Raw genomic sequence first — 18,468 nt, forward strand, 5'->3', positions numbered from 1 at the left:
GAACGTTATGGCAAAGGGTTGTTACCGGCGACAGGGACTTGCCTGCGGGGAGCCGTGCTTACGAGATATCGATGGCGCGGTAGTAGTTATCGGCCGGCAGACGGTTAAAGAGCTGGAAAGAAGAGCCGTTGAAGCTGCCTGGATAGGCGGCGATCACCGGCAGGTCGGAAAAATCGACTTGCATGCAGTCGAGAAGGGTGTGAATACGAAAAAAGGGATAGACCTCGCCGGCACCGGTCAGAAGAATGACGTCGCCAGGTGCATGAGGTTCGGTTTGCTCGAGGATGAACGCGGCGATCTTCTCGGGCGAACAAAACTTGGCCACGTCCTCAAGCACACGCTGGGTGCCGCGGCGCTCCTCTTGGCGCGGAATGGCCTTGAGGACACGGCGCTTTTCGAGGATCGCCAGCACGGCGTCGTAGAGGTTTACGACCTTGAGCGTGCACGGGAGCTTGCCGGCCTCGGCATCGCGTGAAAGGGTGTCAAACAACGCGCGCGCCTCAAACTCCAGCGCAGGGTCGTAGCAGAAGGTATGGAAGCCGATCTCGTTACCTATGCCCTTGTTGGCCAAAAAGTCCTCGCTGCACAGGCACTCACGCAGGAGCTGCGCGCGGCGCTCAAATTCTTGGCGGGCGCGCTCGGAGCGGGCATGCGCCGCCACGACGCTCTGGCGGGAATGGATGCCGATATTGGTGGTGATGTCCGTCGCCGGGGTGATAGCAGGGTCGATGGCGCTGTTGACGGGAGCCACGCTACATCACCGCCCTGCCGGTAAGGGCCGCGATAAGCGACTGCTCACCCAGCTGAATCAAGGCTCGCTCGACATCGGAATCGAGGAAGAGTGGTGACAGGCGCTCGGACTCCGGGCCCTGACCCTCGCCGATAAGACCGGCATGGCGGAGCGTCTGGCGCAGCGAGCCTTTGATGCGCGTGACCGTGGACTCGGTCCAGCGGGCGGCGTCCGGATACTCCGTGGTAAAGCGCGTCATAAAGGCGTTGAGGTCAACCGCCGTAAAGGCATAATCAAAGTTTTGCAGGCGCTCCCCTACCTCGACGAGCACGAGCTCGCGCACGATGTCGTAGCGGCAGATCATGCTGTAGAAGATGGCCTGGTCCGCCTGCGTGGGAGTGCCAGATGCCATAAGGCTGGTTAGGGATGACGCGGCCTCGACGGCGGTATTGGGGTCGATGCCGCGCGCGGCGCATGCGGCGTCCGTGGGCACCATGGCGTCGAGGCGGCGAAGGCACACGGTTGCGCGGTTGGCGACCATGCGCTCCGTGGGATATTGAAAGAGGTTCTCGCTCTTTACGCATACAATGACCTGCTCGTCGCTTGCGCCCTGTATACGCAGGGCAGCGACGATGCGCATCTCATGCGGGAGGAATTGCTCGCGGGTGAGCACCCCCCCGAACGCTTTTTGTGGTTATATCCACAGTACACGCTCCAAGGGTGTCAAAGGCTGTCACAAGTGCGCCGCAACCCGGCAGGCAGGTGCGGCGCACATGACAATAATCATACCTGTTGGTAAAAAAGTTACCACGCCCAGAGTGTCAAATGTTGAGCAACAAAATTAAATCCGGTTAACGGTCATTTTCGCAGCTCAGAAGCTTTGACGAGGTCGCCCCAAATCACACTTGCCAGACAACCGCACTTACGAATGCAGGCACGCACACGCCCAACGCCATCCTCCGCTATATTCAACATAGAGTTATACATATGCTTCTATGTAAGGAGCTTAATATGCCTGTCATGAAGCCTATTTCTGATCAGACGCGCGCGCTAACTACCATTCAGGAACGCGAAGATCACATTCAACGTACCATCGCTCATGGTTATGACGACCTCACCAACGGTCGTGTGCGTCCCTGGAAACAAGCGAAGGCCGAGGCGGATCGGATGCGAGCCTCGAGATAAGCCCTCCCCCATGTAACCATCCTGTAAATCATAGCGGCGCACTCGAGTTTTACCGTGATGCGGTCGCACCTGGCGCTGCACTGTGCTAAAGTATCCCGAACGTTCAAACGACTACGAGGGGGACCTAGAAGATGGCACGTGTGCACAACTTCTCAGCTGGCCCGGCCGCGCTGCCCACCAGCGTGCTCGCCGAGATCGCCGACGAGATGATGGACTACCGCGGTTGCGGCATGTCCGTGCTCGAGATGAGCCATCGATCTAGTATGTACCAGCAGATCATCGACGACGCCGAGGCAACCCTGCGCCGCCTGCTGAGCATCCCTGACAACTACCGTGTCCTGTTTTTGCAGGGCGGCGCCACGCTGCAGTTTGCGGGCATCCCCATGAACCTCATGCGCCGCGGCCGCGCCGGCTACGTCGTGACCGGCAACTTTGCCAACAAGGCGTACAAGGAGGCCGCCAAGTACGGCGAGGCCGTGCTGCTCGCGAGCTCCGAGGACACCAATTTCGACCGCATACCCACCATAGTCGACATCAACGCGCGCATTGCCGCCGAGGCCGCGGGCGGCGGGCTCGACTACGTCTACATCTGCCAGAACAACACCATCTTTGGCACCATGTACCACGAGCTGCCCGCTTGCGACGACGTGCCGCTGGTCGCCGATGTCTCGAGCTGCTTTCTGTCGCAGCCGCTCGACGTTGAGCGCTACGGGCTCATCTACGCCGGTGCGCAGAAAAACGCCGGCGCCGCGGGCGTGACCGTGGTCATCGTGCGCGACGACCTCATCGCAGATGGCCCCGCTTTTGCGCAGACGCCGCAGTACCTGGACCTTAAGACCCAGGCCGCCAAGGGCTCCATGCTCAACACGCCCAACACCTTTGGTATCTACGTGTGCGGCAAGGTATTCCGCTGGGTTGAGCAGACCGGCGGACTTGCCGCCATGGCCGAGCGCAACTGGGCCAAGGCCAACCTGCTCTATAACCTGCTCGAGCACAGCGTGCTGTTCCATGGCACCACACAGGCCGACAGCCGCTCCATCGCCAACGTCACGTTCCGTACCGGCGATGCCGACCTCGACGCCGCCTTTGTCGCAGGCGCGGCCGAGCACCAGATTCAAAACGTCAAGGGTCATCGCCTGGTGGGTGGCATGCGCGCCAGCGTCTACAACGCCGTAACCATGGAAGACGCGCAGGCACTGGCCTCGTACATGAAGGACTTCGAAGCGCAGCATAGTTTGAGTCCGCGATCTAACTAGCCCGCAACGCGCGGGCTGACCAGCCACCTCAGACCACCCTGTTTAGATCAAAACCTGCTAAGAGGAGTTTTTCCATGCGTAAGATTAAGACCATCGACGACATCACCAAAGACGGCAAAGTCGAGTTTGGCGAGGGCTACGAGTTTGTGGGCACCGCCGAGGAGGCCGACGCCATCCTGATGCGCTCCACCGACCTGCACGGCTACGAGCTGCCCGAGGGCATCCGCGCCATCGCCCGCTGCGGCGCCGGCGTCAACAACATCCCCGTCGAGGAGTACGCCAAGAAGGGCGTCGTCGTCTTTAACTCCCCCGGTGCCAACAGCAACGCCGTCAAGGAGCTCGTCCTGGGCATGCTGGTGCTCTCGAGCCGCGGAGTAGTGCAGTCGATGAACTGGGTGCGCGACAACGCCGACGACCCCGAGATCCAGGTCGATGCCGAAAAAGCCAAGAAGGCCTTTGTGGGCCGCGAGCTCAAGGGCAAGCGCATCGGCGTCATCGGCCTGGGCAACGTAGGCTCCAAGGTCGCCAACGCCTGTGTAGACCTGGGCATGGACGTTTACGGCTACGATCCGTTCATTTCCGTCGAGCACGCGTGGGTGCTGAGCCGCGAGGTGCAGCGCGTGGGCACGCTCGAGGATCTGTGCCGCGGCTGCGACTACCTCACCGTGCACGTGCCCAGCAAGGCCGATACCATCGGCATGATCAGCACCGAGCAGATCGACCTGCTGGCCCCGGACGCCGTGCTCATCAACTACGCGCGCGAGACCATCATTGACGAGGACGCCGTCGACGCCGCCCTGCGCGCGGGCAAGCTCAGCTGGTTTAGCTGCGACTTTGCCACGCCCAAGACCGTCAAGATGCCCAATACGTTTATCACCACGCATTCGGGCGCCGGCACCGGCGAGGCCGAGGCCAACTGCGCCGACATGGCCATCAGCGAGCTCAAGGATTACCTGGAAAACGGCAACATCGCGCACAGCGTCAACTACCCCGCCTGCAGCATGGGCAAGGCGCGCGCCGCAAGCCGCATTGCCTGCCTGCATGCCAACGTGCCCAACATGATCGGTCAGATCACGGCCATTCTCGCCAAGGACAACGCCAATGTGCAGCGCATGACCAACGAGTCCGCTGGCGAGAACGCCTACACCATGTTCGACACCGATGAGCACCTGGACGGCAGCACGATCGAGGCGCTCAAGCAGATTCCGTCGATGTATCGCGTGCGCGTGATTAAATAGCGCCGGTGCCAAGCCTGCCAGACAGACCACGAAGCCCATTCGCCCCCCGTTTTCACGAAACGGGGGGCGATTTTGTTGCTCCGGACGTCTTTAAAATGATACCCAGAACAAGTTTTTTCAGATAATCGATAGTGAGGCTCCAGTCGCTAAGCACGCCCGCTTTGATAAACAGCTTTATCAGGGACTTTAGTAGGTAAAAATCGGTCTCTATGTGCCGAATGTAAGTTGACTGTCTATTTTCCGAAACAACTTATTCTAGATAGCATTTTTAGGGTCCCTCCAAGGCAAAATTGAAGCCTTTTTGCGACCAGAACTCTAGCTCGCGCTACCGTTTACCCACCGCGCGACTACATTCCCGCCCAATCGATAAAAATCTCCTCACGAAGCCGCCGTTCGAGCTCCTGCTGTCGCGGCGTCTTGTCTTTCAGCGGCACATCGAGATAGGACATGATGAGCTCCATCACCACGCGGAAGGCATCGAAGTCGGCCAGCTGACCATAGGTCATCAGAACGACGGGATATCCCATGGCTTGCAAGGCCGTCGTTCGATCGGAGTCCGAGATCTTGGATTCAATGGATCCGTGAATGGCTTTACCTTGGCATTCAACCAGACACTCTCGACTGCCGTCCTTATTTGCCAGCAGGATATCGGCATAGCGCCTATCAAGCCCCGAAATCAGGCGGGCGCTGCGCGTCATACGAATCTCAACGTTATTGGTAAGGCTCAGCCCTTCGCCGCCGCGCAACCTCGTAAGGCCAAACAGCATCGAAGCCTGGACCTCGAGCGGCGATGCTGCCACCCCCGTAATGCATTTCGCGGCTCGTATGAACGTTTTAGCGCCGCGGAGCCCCCGGACCTTATCGACGAACTCTGTAAGCTCAGAGAGCTCGATCAAGGGAGGTCGTTTCCACAAGTCCGTTGGATTCCCCGAGACATCCTTTACGTTTTCCCAGCCCGACCGTGCGTCACTCCATCGGCTCCCATATGCCTGCTCAAGTGCCGACTTTACCTGAGGCGCAATCTTGCACACGGCAAAGGTGCCGCACATCTCATACATGCACATGATTAGACGCTCGTTTGAGACCGAGGAAGCCAGAGTCAGCAGGGTAAAGAGTGGGGACGCAACATCGAGGCCAAACTCCGTCTGCCGCACGGAATCAAACGGCCTCTCCCCGTTCCAAACATGCCTGACAATGCGATCGCCCTTACGTCCGCAGCTGCCCTGCGCCAACACGTGTAACGGGGTGCCCAGGAAATGCGTGACGAGCGGATGCTCACATAGGTGCTCCCTGCGCGGATCGTCCGCAGAATCGGGCAGGTCCGGCATTATTGCCAAGACCTGTGGAGGTATCCGGTGATACCGAAAGGCAGATATGTCGCACAGCATGTCGTCCATGAAGGGTACGTACCCGCTGCGTCGCTTGTGAACCCGCTCGGACGGCAAACGCGCTGGCTCGGCCTGCGAACGGTAAATACTGCCACGCCCACGTCGCGGATCTCTCAGGAGGCTTACAATCGGTTTGGAAAGCAAACTGATTGTGAGGTTGCATATGGTTGATGAGGACTTTGCCTGGCGGCTTGCGCAGGAGCTTGTGCGGATCGACAGCTCAGACCCGGGCGCGTATGAGGATGAAATTGAGCGCTTCATTAAGAGGCTCATTGAGCAGCAGCTGGCACAACTTGATAGTTCTGCGCTCGATGCCGTGCAGATTGAGGAGCTCGAAGTGCTGCCCGGGCGCCGCAACCTTAAAGTCACCGTGCCGGGCCAAAGCGACGAGCCGCGGCTGATCTATATCTGCCACATGGATACCGTCACCTTGGGCGATGGCTGGGACGCAGACATCGCACCGCTTGGGGCGGTTGTGCGCGACGATAAACTCTATGGCCGCGGTGCCTGCGATATGAAGGGTGGCCTGGCCTGCGCTATTGCCGCACTGATCCATACGCTCGAGCGCGTGGCGGCGGATGGCGCGTTGCCCCGCCGCGGCTTTTCGCTCATCTGCTCGGTCGACGAGGAAGACTTTATGCGCGGCTCAGAGGCCGCGATCGATGCCGGCTGGGTCGGCTCGCGTGAATGGGTGCTGGACACCGAACCCACCGACGGACAGATTCAGGTGGCGCACAAGGGGCGCACGTGGTTCGAGATTGAAATGGCTGGCGTAACGGCGCATGCGAGCCAGCCGTGGAAGGGCGCGGATGCCGTCGCCGCCATGGCCGAGGTCGCGTGCTCGCTTCGTCGCACGTTTGCGACGCTACCTTTACATGAGGAGCTGGGGCCATCGACCATCACGTTTGGACAGATCGAGGGTGGCTACCGTCCCTATGTCGTGCCCGACCACGCTAAGGTCTGGGTCGATATGCGCCTGACCCCGCCGACTGATACGGCCGCCGCGACGCGCATGGTAGAGCAGGCCATTGTCGCTGCCGAAGCCGCGGTCCCCGGCTGCCATGGAAGCTATACCGTGACAGGCGACCGCCCCGCCATCGAGCGCGATCCAGCCTCTCCCCTTCTAGCTGCACTCAAGCGCGCAGCAGACGATGTGACAGGCGCGGACACGACCGTCGGCTTCTTTACCGGCTACACCGATACCGCCGTCATTGCTGGCAAGACGGGCAACCGCAACTGTATGAGCTATGGCCCAGGCTCGCTCGCGCTCGCCCACAAGCCCAACGAATATGTGCCCCACGCCGATATCGTTCGCTGCCAGCAGGTGTTGATCGCGCTCGCCGATAACTTGCTCTGGGACGCGAATGGACAAGTTGGGGCATAATAAGCCGCGAACAACCGACTCGCGCGTTAGGACCGTCCATGAAAGCTCTTCCGTTTCCCTGCATCCGCCCGGCTCAGGACCGCGTGCTCGAGGCGCTGCCTGCGATGGGTGGTATCCTGAGCGGCAACGACGCCCTGCGCGGCGCCATTGCTGACGGCCTAATGCTCAAGGATCCAGGCGCGGCGTATTACGTGTACGAATGCTCGGGCGAGCCAGGTCGCGCGACGGGTGTCGTGGCGATTTGCCCGGTTAACGTACTGACGGGTAGCGACGAGGCTGCCGCCGAGAGCGTCGACGCACTCGCCGCCGCGCGCGCGATCGCCGAGCTTAAGGTGCAGCCCCGCCCTGTAACGCTCGCCTACGAAGCCTCGCCCGTCATGGATATCATCCTGGGCGCCGCCAAAGAGGGTGCCTCGCTCTACGCCGTCACCGACCCCGCCGGCATTTCACATCGCGTGTGGGAGGTCAAGCGCGAGGACGCTGTTGCCGCCATCCGCGCCATGCTCGATCAGGCGCCCGACCCGGTGTTCGCCGGTGACTCCGCCTATGCCGTCGCACTGGCTGGGGCATCGCAGATTCTGGCCAACGAGGCCCGCGGCGCCGGCGCCTACTCTGGCAGAGAGCCGTTCAACTTTGCTGTAGCCGTGCTGTTCCCCGCTGCGCAGGTCAACGGCGGCGCGCCGCAGGTTCCGACGGGTCTGCTCACTCATCAAATCTCACGGTTCTAGCGGACTCAAACGCGAAGCTGGAAAACCCAGTATCCAAATAAACAAGGGGCGGAGATGCAGCAAACACATGCACCTCCGCCCCTTTCGCATCAAACAATTACGACAGCAAACCGCGCCGCAACGCCAGCGTTACCCACGCTGCGGACCCGCTGCCGCCACGAGCGGCTCTAGCCCCAGCTCGCGCGCGTAATCCTCCTGCGTAAAGACTTCGACCAGTTCAAACGTATCGGTCGCATCGTCAAACGCAAAATGCAGCACCGAACAGTTGCCCGGCACGCGCTCGCGCTCGTCGGCTGCCGCTCCCCTCACGTGGTCCAAAAACTCCTTGATGGCCGATCCGTGGCTCACCGCAAGGACGCACTCGTGGTCCGGGCGTCGCATGAGTTCGGTCAGCGTAGCCACCATGCGCTCGCGCACCTGGATCTGGCCCTCGCCGCCAAATTGACGATAGAAATCGCGCCACGGGCGCTCGGGCATAAGCATCACGCGCTCGGCCTCAAAGTCGCCAAAGAACCACTCGCGCAGACCGTCCAGGCGCTCGTACGCCAAGCCCGGCCACAGGTTGGCGATGGTCTGTTCGGTGCGGTGCAGCGTAGAGGTGTAGACGTGGTCGGGCTCAATGCCGCGTGCGCGCAAAAACATGCCGGCGCGCGCCGCCTGGTCGCAACCCAACTGCGTAAGCGGCGAGTCGCTCCAGCCCTGAATAATGCGCTTAAGGTTGAATATCGTCTGTCCATGACGGACCAGATACAGATCTTTATTCATAGGGGTCCTTTCGTTCGTTACCAACCCAAGAGCGAAAACGCCCCGTCGCAATAGCCAAAATGAAGCACGGCACCGTTGTCGGGTAGCTCTCCCCCGCCAGTCACATACTCAAGAAACTCCTGGCAGGCTGAGCCGTGGGAAACCGCCAGCACGCAGTCGTGCTGCGGCCTGGCCATGATGCGGGACAGCGCCGCGACCATGCGCGACTGAAGCTGCACTTCCGACTCACCGCCAAAGGCCACCGGATAATCGCCCCAGGGCTGCGGCGGCATCTCGCGATTTGATGTGCCCTCCAGCGAGCCAAAATGCCACTCACGCAGGTCATCGACCAGCTCAATGGAACGGCCCTCGCCAACGATAAGCTCGGCCGTATGCCGCGCCCGGCCCAACGGCGAGGAATACACATGATCAAAGGCCACGCCACGCGCCGCAAACGCCGTACGCGCCGTCAGCGCCTGCTCGCGCCCGCGCGCCGTAAGCGGCGAATCGTGCCAGCCCTGCAAAATGCTCTGCACATTGAGCTCAGTCTGCCCATGCCGCACCAAATACAGATCTGCCACACACCCTCCCCTCGTACCACCACAAAGGGGACAGGAGCCTTTGTGGTGATTTTGCCGCCGGATTGCACCGCAACGACGCACAACTACAGCAGCACGTCGGCAAGCGGACGCTTGGGTACGTGGTGCACCTGCGCCTCGTCGCGCCAATAATTGATGGAGCCGTCGGGGTTGGAATCGATCGCATCGATCACCTGTGTCTCGGCCGGAACGCCAAACGCCATGATCAGCTTGAGCTCATACTTGTCGTTATTGAGCCCCATGGCATCGATCGCGCGGGGCGTAAAGGCCTTGAACATGCAGGCTGCCACCTCGGGCGTGGCGCTGCGGGCGGCGAGCATCATCGTCTGCGCGGCAATGCCCGTGTCGACCTCGGTAATGGGAGCGGCAGGCTTGCCCGGAACGGCGCGCTCGGCCAGAATCGCGATATAGCCGGTCGGACGCTCGCCCTCGGCAGGACCCGGCCAATCCTTAAACGCGCCGGCCCATGCAAGCTCATCAAATACACGCACGCAATCCTCGGCACCGCTCACCACATGAAAACGAAGACGCTGAGCATTGGCACCACACGGGGTCAGGTGCGCCAGCTCCGCCAGCTCAAGCAAAAACTCGCGCGGCACGCGCATAGACTCGTCAAAACGGCGGCACGTACGGGCACGACGGACCAACGCATCAAACGCTTCCAGACCGAGCTTTTCGCAACCTTGCTTTGCCATCGATTCGACACTCGACGGTGCCTCGGGAACTGCTTCGTTCATAGGGACCCCCAATACAAGCCAATTGTCCTTAGGAAAATCTAACCTAAAACGTAGGCAATAACGAACAGGGCTGCAATGTTCTACACCTGTTGAATAGAAAACCGCGACGTGGGGAACAACGGAAACAATTCGGGACCTTTGGGTTACGTTTCGCCCTCCCCGACCCATACGCCAGCGCCTTTAAGCGATACTGGTTGTAACGATCAAGGCTTACGCCGCACGGAAAGGAGACGTTATGGGTATCTTTAGGAACGATGACCAAAAATCGAGCCAGTTTGGATTTGACGAGAAAAGTATGGCGGGCAAAGCCGTCAAGGCCGTGCGCTGGATCTACGCCATCACGGGCGTCGTGGCGCTCATTGCTGGCATCGCGCTGCTTTTTGCACCCGCCAAGTCCCTCGTCTTTTTGACGACCGTCCTGGGTTTTTACTTTGTAATCACCGCTGCCATCAGGCTGTTCACTGCCATTTTTGAGCCGCTGCTGCCCACTGGCTGGCGCGTGACGAGCATCATCTCCAACCTACTCATTATCCTGGGCGGCGTCATAATCCTGCGCAACCAGGCCTTCTCGACCGCGACACTCACCACGATGGTGGTTATCGTGGCCGGCTTTGGCTGGATTGTCGAAGGTGTCATGTCCATTCTGGAGTCCGAGCTTTCGTCCAACCGCGCCCTTGCCATCCTGAGCGGTGCACTCTCCATCATCGCCGGCATGTTCGTGTTTATCTATCCGCTGTGGTCGGCCAAGATGCTTGTCATCTTTAGTGGCGCCGCGCTGCTGGTGTTTGGCGTAACGCTCATTGTTCGCGCCATTCAATTTGGCAAACTGGTGCACTAGATGCCGCGAACGCTCTTTATTGATGCCGACGCCTGCCCGGTCACGCGCGAGTCGATTGACTGCGCGCGGCGGGCGGGCGTCGCCGTTGTTATCGCCGGCAACAGCACGCAAAACCTGGAACGACACATTCGCCGCGACGACCCGCGCGATGCCGAGCACGCGCGACGCGGCTTTTGGGTCACGACGCTCGACGTGAGCGTGGGCGCCGACAGCGCCGACTTTGCCATTGTCGAACGCCTGCAGGCGGGCGACGTGGTCGTGACGCAGGACATTGGCTTGGCGAGCATGGTGCTCGGGCGCGATGCCGCCGCCATCGGTGTGCGCGGGCGCGTGTACGACAAGGCGACTATCGACATGCAGCTGTTTATTCGCCACGAGGAAAAGAAGGTACGCCGCGCCGGCGGACGCACTCGCGGTCCGGCAGCATTTACCAGCGAAGACCGCGCCCGCTTTAAACGCAACCTCACCGAGTTGCTGCACTAACCAAGGTAGATTTTTGAGACATGCCTAAAATCTACCTTTTTGTTTTGAGCGGTGTGAGCGCTCGGAATCCATGGCTCAACAAAAAACGGGCTTCAAAATGCCATGCGTCGCCGCATTGCGCAGGCGCTGAGCATGGCTATTTGAAGCCCATTTTTTAGGCCTACTTAGAGGCCAACGGCGGAGAGGATGAGGCCCCAGCCAGCGCCGATGACGTACATCATGATCAGGAACACGGCATTTTCGCGGGCGCTGCGGTTGGTGCGGAACAGCACCAGATAACCCACGCCGGCGGAAATGAGCGTGCCGGCGAGCATCGGCGCCAGTTGCAGCGCGCCTTCCAGATACAGCTGTGTAATGACCACGCTCGCCGAGCAATTGGGAATCAGCCCGACAAGCGCCGAACCCAGGACAGCGAGTGTCTCGTTGCCGCGCAGGAACTGCTCGATCGCGGACTCGCCGAACGTCTCGAGCACGGCGACCAGAATCAGCGTCACCAGAAAAATGAATACCGAGACCTGCACGGTGTGCGAGATCGCACTGCGGATGATCGACAGGACAGGCGTCCCTTCGTGGGAGTGAGAGTGACCGTGACCATCATGGTGTTCATGTTCGCCCTCATGACCGTGATCGTGGCCATGTCCGTGTTCGTGCTCGTCCTCGTCTTCATCACAACCGCAATGGTCGCGCTCGCACAGCTCGTGGATGTGGTCGGCGCTCACGCCTGCCTCGGCCACCTCGTCGATGATGTCACCGCCGCTGTGGTCGTCGTGCGCGCAGTTCACGTGGGCCGGGTTGGCCGCGGTTCCCAGCACGGTACGGCGAATCGCCGCGTGCGCGCGGGCGTTACGGCGCAGGCCGCGAATGGCAGCGTCCACGATAAAACCCGTGACCAGTGCGATCAGCGCTTTCGAAGCCAAAAGCATCGCCATAGTCTGCACGGGAACCTGCTCGGCAAGCAACAGCGGCAGCATCTCATCGGAGGTCGAAAGGAACACCGCCACCAACGTGCCCAAGGTCACGACACGGCCGGCGTACAGCGTTGCTGCCATGGCCGAAAATCCGCACTGCGGCACCATGCCCAGCAGCGAGCCAACCACGGGACCCGCAGCGCCGGCGCGCTTGATAGCGCCGTTGACGCGGTCGCCCGCAACGTGCTCAAGTGTCTCGAGAGCAAGATACGTCACCAACAAAAACGGCACCAGCGACAGCGTGTCCTTGCCGGCGTCGAGCAGAATATCAATCAGTAAATCCATGACGGATGGAACCTTTCGTGTCTTTCGGCAGCATTGTAAAAGTCCTAGCGGTCAACTAGGGTATTGTAGTTGTCCCGGGCGCGGTGCCAATAGTTGCCTATGGTAAACTATCATCTCGCCATAACTCAGTAGCCTCGAGCCGCACAACGCGGCCCGTCCAAGGAGTAGCATATGAACGTATCGCAAGCACTCGAATACGAGCGCCAGCCGTTTATCCCCATGTTTATCTACGGCGACCACGGCGCCATGGAGTCCGAGCGCCAGAAGGGCGAGGAGGCCCTCAAGGTGCTCGAGACCGAGTACTTTACCGCCGAGGGCGACCCCGGCTTCGACTTTGCCACCGTGCGCGACCTGGCCGACCGCAACCGCGACCTGTGCGACCAGATTGGCGAGGCGCGTCTGCGCAACGTGACGCCCGCGACGCTCTCGCGCGGCCTGTCCGATGCCGACACCTGCGCCGCCATCGGCAAGATGCAAAAGCGCACCGCCGCGTCCGTTATGCGCGAAATCCGCGGCGACCGCGACGCGCTCGGCGTGGCCTACGCCCGCAAGCCCATCCAGGGCACCGTGCTCGGTATCGACATCGAGACCACCGGCCGTGCACCCGAGCGCGGCTATATCATCAACGTGGGCTGGGAGATCATGGAGCTCACCAGCGACGCCGTCCCGCATGACGCCGAGGCACACTACTGCGGCCTGCCCGACATCTACCGCGGCGAGGATGTGCCGTTGTCGAATATCCACCACATCACCTGGGACGACATCGACGGCAAAAAGCCGTTCCGCGAGAACAAAGAGCTGCAAAAGCAGCTGCTCAAGCTTATGAAGAAGTACCCGTACATGGCACACAACGCCGCCTTTGAGGACAGCTGGTTCAAGATCCACCTGGACGGCTACGCCGAGGCACGCCGCGCCGGCAAGATCATCGTCATCGACTCGCGCCAGATCTGCCGCAGCCTGGACGCCGACGTGCGCTCGCTCCCCCGCGAGTCCGCCCCAGCCGCGCTCGAGAACTGGGCGCGCCGCCGTGGAACCCTCGCGCCCGACGCCAACGAGCAGCATCTGGGTCTGGACGACACCGACCTCATGCTCCGCACGGTACAGGCCGAGTTCAACCTCAAGAACCTATTCGCGAAATAGCAACGCCTGCGACAAACACTACTTGCTCACGAGCGACCTCGCAGCGGGAAACACCGCAGCGGGGCCGCCCTACGTTCCACAGATAGATCTGCCATCACAAATTCTGAACCCTCATTTTGAACGATTTCGGCCAATTCCCGACACGTAATTCGTTGTCGGATGGTGATGCATCGATATCAAATGTGCAGCAATTGAGTTTTTATATGCTATAGCTAAGCTGCGATAACATTGATTTTAGGCATGCCAACCCATAATTGCGTCAAGCTTTTGGACAGCATTTGGTTAGGCCCCTAAAACGACTTTCCCACTCAGCGCCATCAGCACGGCATTAGCTGACACGATATATACCATGAGTATCGTATTGTCACATACCACTGCAAAAGCGGTCTACCAGGCCGCGCATTCGGCGTCTACGAAAGACACCGAGCCCTGTAACCCTGCCGCGATTTACGGATCATGTCCCACCGGAACGCTCCTTGACGCAGCCGCAGAATGGCTCACCAAACACGATGTTTCCCTTGACGCAAATGATTGCCTCGAAGTAATGGTGTTTGATCGCAGGAATGCGCGCTATGCAATGAACTGTCAATGCCACGTTTCGTCAAAACGATTCTCGAGCTCACGCTTTATAGAGCTCAAAGATGGCATCTTCATTGTTGGCGTTGAGCTTTGCGCACTTCAGGCCGCCACCTATCTCCCTTTTCGCGAACTGGTGGAGTACTACTTTGAATTGTGCGGCGCTTACTCCCTTGGAACCGGCTCTTCCACCTCGTATAACGAGCGTTTCGCGCTCACCTCGACCGAAAGGTTAAAACAGTTCTTTAATTCCATTACCAGATGCGACGGTCTGGCCCTTGCCCGAAAGGCGATTCAATGTGTGCGCGACGGATGCCGGTCTCCTATGGAAACGGCCTTTGTCATGATGCTAACGCTGCCTAAAAGCGAAGGAGGGCTTGGTATTAAGGGAATTGAGACCGATTGCGAGGTGCAGGTCACCGCTGCCGCAAAGAATCTCACGAGACGCAAAAAGTTCTTTATGGATGCGTATCTAAAGAAATCTCGCACAGACATTGAATACAACGGGTTTTATCATGACGCGGAAGAAGACCGCGCCATCGATGAGGAGCGCAAGAATGCGCTTGCGTCCATGGGATACGGAATCATCACCGTCAGTCGTTATTCCTTTATGCATGCCAGCGCTTTCGTTAGGGTCATGGAGGCGATCCAACGGAAAGAGGGCATACGCCCCTCGCGTCTGCCAAAAGACTTTCAAATCATGCAAGAGGACCTGAGACAGTTTGTGCTCAGAAGGTTTATAGAAGAGAAAAAGAGAATTCAGAAGCAGCTTCGCCAGGATTCCGAAGATCGTCAACGAATCGACCTCGAAAAAGCAACACTCGAAGGCATCACGCTGGATGACCCGACAATAAATGAAGTTCCGGCAATCGATGACATGCAGACTGTCGAATCCGACAGCCCATCATTTGCCCAAATAAGCAGCCTCGCGCCCGAGGGCAGAATCTTCGGGGCCGGAAGCTAGACCGGCTAACAAGGTGGGTACCCTAGCGATGTGCAAAATTGCGAGTATTCAGCAGGGTCGGCCCTCCAGCACCCACAAGTTAATCCAAATGAAAAACAAAAACGCTATCGAACGGGAACGTTAGGCAACATTTGAGGAAGACCTTGTCTGTTTACCGCCCTTGGATAACTCTTGAGCGGCTTTATTTGGCCTGGAATAGATTAACGGACCCCCTATAGTTGCAGAATACTCCAATTTTTGCACGGCGCGGGGGCACCCACCCCGGCATCGGCTATCAAAACCGCTCAGTCCGGAATCTCGTCCACTATTCCCCATCATTTTATGCGACGAATTACCTGTACGTCATTGACATATGAACATGCGCTCATATAATCGGAAGTAAGTTATATGAGCGCATGTTCATATGAAAGGATATTGCAATGAGCAGCCACGCTGATGAAACAAAGACTGGCATCGAGGCCACCGAGCCGATCGTCCCCACCACCTGCTCGCCCGAGGACCTTCCCGACGAGGAACTTCTCTACGACCTTGCCGACCTGTTCAAGGTCTTCAGCGACACCACGCGCATCAAGATTCTCTATGCCCTCATGGGCCGCGAGCTCTGCGTGGCTGACATCGCCGAAGCGACCGCGACCTCGCAGTCTGCGGTGTCGCACCAGCTGCGCACGCTTAAGCAGTCGCACCTGGTCAAGTTCCGCCGCGACGGCCGCAACATTCTCTACTCGCTCGCTGACGATCATGTCTATACCATGCTCAACCAGGGCATGAGCCATATCTGCGAATAGCAATCAACCACGGTATCAGCGCGGCCGGCACCCAGACCGCCAACACAGGGAAAGGAACCCACCATGAAAAAGCAGTTTAAGCTCGACGAGATCGATTGCGCCAACTGCGCGCGTGAACTTCAGGACGAGCTGGCTAAGCTCGATGGCGTCAAGTCCGTTTCGGTCAACTTTATGACCCAGAAGCTGACGCTCGAGGCCGACGACGCCAAGTTCGACGAGGTCCTGGACCGCGTCGTTGAGTTCACCGCCGACGCCGAGCCGGACTGCGAGATCATTCTCTAACCCGCGCACACGTTGACCTGTAAGGCCGCGCTTGCCGCGGCCTTTGCTCGCGAAATTATATGAGCAAGTGTTCATACACTCAAATGGGAGGTTTGAATCATGGCAGCCGCCGACCCCAAAAAGAAAAAGAAGAAGCGCAAGAAGAAAGAGTCCCTTGAGCACAAGCGCAACCGCATCCTGGTAGCACTGGGCATTTTTGCCGTTGTTTATGCCCTCGACGAGCTCGGCGCCCTCACTATCGCATTTGGGGAGCCCGGCAACATCTACGCCAGCTTCGCGCTGTTCCTCGTGCCGTTTTTGATTGCCGGCTACGACGTACTGCAAAAGGCATTCAATAACATCCGCCGCGGCAAGGCCTTCGACGAGAGCTTCCTCATGGCCGTCGCGACCATCGGCGCGTTTGCCATGGTGCTCTTCCCCGACACCGACCCGCACATGGCCGAAGGCGCCGCCGTCATGCTGTTCTACCAGGTCGGCGAGTTGTTCCAGGCATACGCCGTGGGCAAGAGCCGCAAGTCGATCAGTGCCATGATGGACATCGCGCCCGACTACGCTAACGTCGAGCAAGCCGACGGCACACTCGAACAGGTCTTTCCCGATGACATCGCCGTCGGCACCGTGATCGTGGTCAAGCCCGGCGAGCGCGTGCCTATCGACGGCGTCATCGTCGAGGGCGAAACCCAGCTCGACACCGCCGCGCTCACGGGCGAGTCAGTCCCCCGCCCCGCCAAGACCGGCGACGATATCATCAGCGGCTGCATCAACATGACGGGCCTCATCCACGTGCGCACCACCAAGCCCTTTGGCGAGTCAACCGTCGCGCGTGTTCTGGAGCTCGTGGAGAATGCCAGCGAAAAGAAGGCGCGCACCGAGAACTTCATCACGCGCTTTGCCCGCGTCTACACCCCCGCCGTCACTGGCGCTGCCGCGGTGCTCGCGCTTGGCGGCGGCCTGGTGACTGGCGCTTGGTCCGATTGGATCCTGCGCGGCCTGACCTTCCTGGTCGTCAGCTGCCCGTGCGCCCTCGTGATCAGCGTACCGTTGAGTTTCTTTGGCGGCATCGGCGGCGCGTCCAAGCTGGGCGTTCTCATCAAGGGCTCCAACTACCTCGAGACGCTCGCCGACGTGGACACCATCGTCTTCGACAAAACGGGCACCCTCACCAACGGCACGTTCTCAGTCGTCGCGGTGCACCCCGAGGCTGGCTATACCGAGCAGTCGCTGCTCGAAGTCGCAGCCCTTGCTGAGTCGTTCTTCGATCACCCCATCGCGCAGTCCGTGCGCGACGCCTACCAGGGCGAGGTCGACCCCAAGCGCGTGAGCGACTCCGCCAACGACGCGGGCCACGGCGTGACGGCAACCATCGACGGCAAGCACGTCGTCGTTGGCAACGCCAAGATGCTCGCCGCGGCCGGCGTTGAAGCACCGGACTGTGAGGTTGTCGGCACGATCCTCCACGTGCTCGTTGACGGCGTGTACGCCGGCCACATCGTGATTGCAGACACCGTTAAGGCCGATGCGGAGCAAACGATTCGCGACCTGCATGCCGCCGGTATCAACCGCACCGTCATGCTCACGGGCGACCGCGAGGAGGTTGCAGCGTCTGTGGCCAAGCAACTCGGTCTCGACGAGTTCCACGCGCAGCTCCTGCCGGGCGACAAGGTCGAGCGCGTTGAGGCGCTACTCGCGGCCGAAAGTGGCAAGGGCAAGCTCGCCTTTGTCGGCGACGGTATCAACGACGCTCCTGTGCTTACGCGCGCCGATGTGGGCATTGCCATGGGCGCCATGGGCTCCGACGCCGCGATCGAGGCCGCCGACGTGGTGCTGATGGACGACAAGCCGTCCAACATTTCCCGCGCGATCCGCGTGGCGCGCAAGACCATGTCGATTGTTTGGCAGAACATAATCTTTGCGCTGGGCATTAAGCTGCTGATCCTTGTGCTGGCAGCGCTGGGTATCGCCAATATGTGGCTTGCCGTCTTTGGCGACGTAGGCGTGGCGATCATCGCCATCCTGAACGCCATGCGCGCGATGGGTGTCAAGAACCTGTAGCGCTCGTGGTCCCTCCGGCCGGGGCCGGGCTTGGTTTTGAAAACGTCCTCGCGCATGAGGCCCGTCTTTCTTGCTCCTGCGGAGCAACGGAAAGGCGGGCCTCGCG

General features: G+C 59.9%; 19 protein-coding genes. 12 read left to right on the forward strand and 7 right to left on the reverse strand.

Annotated features, from left to right (window positions below; genetic code table 11):
* Positions 1-58: 58 nt before the first annotated feature.
* A complete protein-coding gene (locus AQ996_RS06345) occupies positions 59-751 on the reverse strand; it encodes a DUF1788 domain-containing protein (RefSeq protein ID WP_055252037.1) in 693 nt (230 codons plus the stop codon).
* A 1-nt stretch (position 752) separates the two neighbouring features.
* Entirely contained in the window at positions 753-1,403 is a 651-nt protein-coding gene (locus AQ996_RS06350; protein WP_055252039.1) for a BrxA family protein, read from the reverse strand.
* A gap of 338 nt (positions 1,404-1,741) precedes the next feature.
* Between AQ996_RS06350 and AQ996_RS09830 the strand changes: the two genes are divergently transcribed.
* The 3 genes from AQ996_RS09830 to AQ996_RS06360 all read left to right on the forward strand — a co-directional run bounded on the left by AQ996_RS09830 (position 1,742) and on the right by AQ996_RS06360 (position 4,409).
* Positions 1,742-1,915: a hypothetical protein gene (locus AQ996_RS09830; protein ID WP_156333783.1), complete on the forward strand. Its 174-nt coding sequence runs from the start codon at positions 1,742-1,744 to the stop codon at positions 1,913-1,915.
* Between the two features lie 131 nt (positions 1,916-2,046).
* Positions 2,047-3,171 carry a 3-phosphoserine/phosphohydroxythreonine transaminase gene (gene serC / locus AQ996_RS06355; RefSeq protein WP_055252042.1) on the forward strand — a complete coding sequence of 375 codons (1,125 nt, stop codon included), beginning with the start codon at positions 2,047-2,049 and terminating at the stop codon, positions 3,169-3,171.
* Positions 3,172-3,245: 74 nt separating this feature from the next.
* Positions 3,246-4,409: a phosphoglycerate dehydrogenase gene (locus AQ996_RS06360; protein WP_055252043.1), complete on the forward strand. Its 1,164-nt coding sequence runs from the start codon at positions 3,246-3,248 to the stop codon at positions 4,407-4,409.
* A 347-nt stretch (positions 4,410-4,756) separates the two neighbouring features.
* On the opposite strand, the gene AQ996_RS06365 is transcribed toward AQ996_RS06360, so the two are convergent.
* Positions 4,757-5,737, reverse strand: coding sequence for a hypothetical protein (locus AQ996_RS06365; protein WP_147347872.1), 981 nt, complete (start codon positions 5,735-5,737; stop codon positions 4,757-4,759).
* Positions 5,738-5,960: 223 nt separating this feature from the next.
* Here AQ996_RS06365 and AQ996_RS06370 point away from each other — a divergent pair, with 223 nt between their 5' ends.
* Together AQ996_RS06370 and AQ996_RS06375 are read left to right on the forward strand one after the other, a co-directional pair.
* On the forward strand, positions 5,961-7,181 hold the full coding sequence (locus tag AQ996_RS06370; protein WP_082435557.1) for a M20 family metallopeptidase: 1,221 nt from the start codon (positions 5,961-5,963) through the stop codon (positions 7,179-7,181).
* A gap of 38 nt (positions 7,182-7,219) precedes the next feature.
* On the forward strand, positions 7,220-7,909 hold the full coding sequence (locus AQ996_RS06375) for a DUF1015 family protein (RefSeq protein WP_055252049.1): 690 nt from the start codon (positions 7,220-7,222) through the stop codon (positions 7,907-7,909).
* 129 nt (positions 7,910-8,038) lie between these two features.
* Here AQ996_RS06375 and AQ996_RS06380 read toward each other — a convergent pair whose 3' ends face one another.
* The 3 genes from AQ996_RS06380 to AQ996_RS06390 form a co-directional block, all read right to left on the reverse strand.
* Complete coding sequence (locus tag AQ996_RS06380) at positions 8,039-8,674, reverse strand: histidine phosphatase family protein (protein ID WP_055252051.1); 636 nt, start codon at positions 8,672-8,674, stop codon at positions 8,039-8,041.
* A 17-nt stretch (positions 8,675-8,691) separates the two neighbouring features.
* Positions 8,692-9,234 (reverse strand): histidine phosphatase family protein, encoded by a 543-nt coding sequence (locus tag AQ996_RS06385; protein WP_055252053.1) that lies wholly within the window; start codon positions 9,232-9,234, stop codon positions 8,692-8,694.
* Positions 9,235-9,317: 83 nt separating this feature from the next.
* Entirely contained in the window at positions 9,318-9,989 is a 672-nt protein-coding gene (locus AQ996_RS06390) for a nitroreductase family protein (RefSeq protein ID WP_172674626.1), read from the reverse strand.
* A 235-nt stretch (positions 9,990-10,224) separates the two neighbouring features.
* Here AQ996_RS06390 and AQ996_RS06395 point away from each other — a divergent pair, with 235 nt between their 5' ends.
* Together AQ996_RS06395 and AQ996_RS06400 are read left to right on the forward strand one after the other, a co-directional pair.
* Complete coding sequence (locus AQ996_RS06395) at positions 10,225-10,827, forward strand: HdeD family acid-resistance protein (RefSeq protein ID WP_055252055.1); 603 nt, start codon at positions 10,225-10,227, stop codon at positions 10,825-10,827.
* A complete protein-coding gene (locus AQ996_RS06400) occupies positions 10,828-11,310 on the forward strand; it encodes a YaiI/YqxD family protein (RefSeq protein WP_055252057.1) in 483 nt (160 codons plus the stop codon).
* Between the two features lie 164 nt (positions 11,311-11,474).
* On the opposite strand, the gene AQ996_RS06405 is transcribed toward AQ996_RS06400, so the two are convergent.
* On the reverse strand, positions 11,475-12,563 hold the full coding sequence (locus AQ996_RS06405) for a putative manganese transporter (RefSeq protein WP_055252059.1): 1,089 nt from the start codon (positions 12,561-12,563) through the stop codon (positions 11,475-11,477).
* A 171-nt stretch (positions 12,564-12,734) separates the two neighbouring features.
* On the opposite strand from AQ996_RS06405, the gene AQ996_RS06410 reads away from it, so the two are divergent.
* The 5 genes from AQ996_RS06410 to AQ996_RS06430 all read left to right on the forward strand — a co-directional run bounded on the left by AQ996_RS06410 (position 12,735) and on the right by AQ996_RS06430 (position 18,362).
* The gene (locus AQ996_RS06410; protein ID WP_055252061.1) at positions 12,735-13,703 is read left to right on the forward strand and encodes a 3'-5' exonuclease; all 969 of its coding nucleotides are present in this window, start codon (positions 12,735-12,737) and stop codon (positions 13,701-13,703) included.
* A gap of 349 nt (positions 13,704-14,052) precedes the next feature.
* Positions 14,053-15,243, forward strand: coding sequence for a putative endonuclease domain-containing protein (locus AQ996_RS06415; RefSeq protein ID WP_148315876.1), 1,191 nt, complete (start codon positions 14,053-14,055; stop codon positions 15,241-15,243).
* A 419-nt stretch (positions 15,244-15,662) separates the two neighbouring features.
* Complete coding sequence (locus AQ996_RS06420; RefSeq protein WP_055252065.1) at positions 15,663-16,028, forward strand: ArsR/SmtB family transcription factor; 366 nt, start codon at positions 15,663-15,665, stop codon at positions 16,026-16,028.
* A 63-nt stretch (positions 16,029-16,091) separates the two neighbouring features.
* Entirely contained in the window at positions 16,092-16,310 is a 219-nt protein-coding gene (locus AQ996_RS06425; RefSeq protein WP_055252067.1) for a cation transporter, read from the forward strand.
* 99 nt (positions 16,311-16,409) lie between these two features.
* Entirely contained in the window at positions 16,410-18,362 is a 1,953-nt protein-coding gene (locus tag AQ996_RS06430) for a heavy metal translocating P-type ATPase (protein ID WP_055252068.1), read from the forward strand.
* Positions 18,363-18,468: the final 106 nt, after the last annotated feature.

This window comes from Collinsella aerofaciens (assembly GCF_001404695.1).
Classification (GTDB): Bacteria; Actinomycetota; Coriobacteriia; order Coriobacteriales; family Coriobacteriaceae; genus Collinsella; species Collinsella aerofaciens_E.

Bases quoted from the DNA above. Each gene is read 5' to 3' on its own strand.
- AQ996_RS09830 (WP_156333783.1), top strand. From the start codon at position 1,742: ATGCCTGTCATGAAGCCTATTTCTGATCAGACGCGCGCGCTAACTACC.
- serC (WP_055252042.1), top strand. From the start codon at position 2,047: ATGGCACGTGTGCACAACTTCTCAGCTGGCCCGGCCGCGCTGCCCACC.
- AQ996_RS06360 (WP_055252043.1), top strand. From the start codon at position 3,246: ATGCGTAAGATTAAGACCATCGACGACATCACCAAAGACGGCAAAGTC.
- AQ996_RS06365 (WP_147347872.1), bottom strand. From the start codon at position 5,737: ATGCCGGACCTGCCCGATTCTGCGGACGATCCGCGCAGGGAGCACCTA.
- AQ996_RS06370 (WP_082435557.1), top strand. From the start codon at position 5,961: ATGGTTGATGAGGACTTTGCCTGGCGGCTTGCGCAGGAGCTTGTGCGG.
- AQ996_RS06375 (WP_055252049.1), top strand. From the start codon at position 7,220: ATGAAAGCTCTTCCGTTTCCCTGCATCCGCCCGGCTCAGGACCGCGTG.
- AQ996_RS06380 (WP_055252051.1), bottom strand. From the start codon at position 8,674: ATGAATAAAGATCTGTATCTGGTCCGTCATGGACAGACGATATTCAAC.
- AQ996_RS06390 (WP_172674626.1), bottom strand. From the start codon at position 9,989: ATGAACGAAGCAGTTCCCGAGGCACCGTCGAGTGTCGAATCGATGGCA.
- AQ996_RS06395 (WP_055252055.1), top strand. From the start codon at position 10,225: ATGGGTATCTTTAGGAACGATGACCAAAAATCGAGCCAGTTTGGATTT.
- AQ996_RS06400 (WP_055252057.1), top strand. From the start codon at position 10,828: ATGCCGCGAACGCTCTTTATTGATGCCGACGCCTGCCCGGTCACGCGC.
- AQ996_RS06405 (WP_055252059.1), bottom strand. From the start codon at position 12,563: ATGGATTTACTGATTGATATTCTGCTCGACGCCGGCAAGGACACGCTG.
- AQ996_RS06410 (WP_055252061.1), top strand. From the start codon at position 12,735: ATGAACGTATCGCAAGCACTCGAATACGAGCGCCAGCCGTTTATCCCC.
- AQ996_RS06415 (WP_148315876.1), top strand. From the start codon at position 14,053: ATGAGTATCGTATTGTCACATACCACTGCAAAAGCGGTCTACCAGGCC.
- AQ996_RS06420 (WP_055252065.1), top strand. From the start codon at position 15,663: ATGAGCAGCCACGCTGATGAAACAAAGACTGGCATCGAGGCCACCGAG.
- AQ996_RS06425 (WP_055252067.1), top strand. From the start codon at position 16,092: ATGAAAAAGCAGTTTAAGCTCGACGAGATCGATTGCGCCAACTGCGCG.
- AQ996_RS06430 (WP_055252068.1), top strand. From the start codon at position 16,410: ATGGCAGCCGCCGACCCCAAAAAGAAAAAGAAGAAGCGCAAGAAGAAA.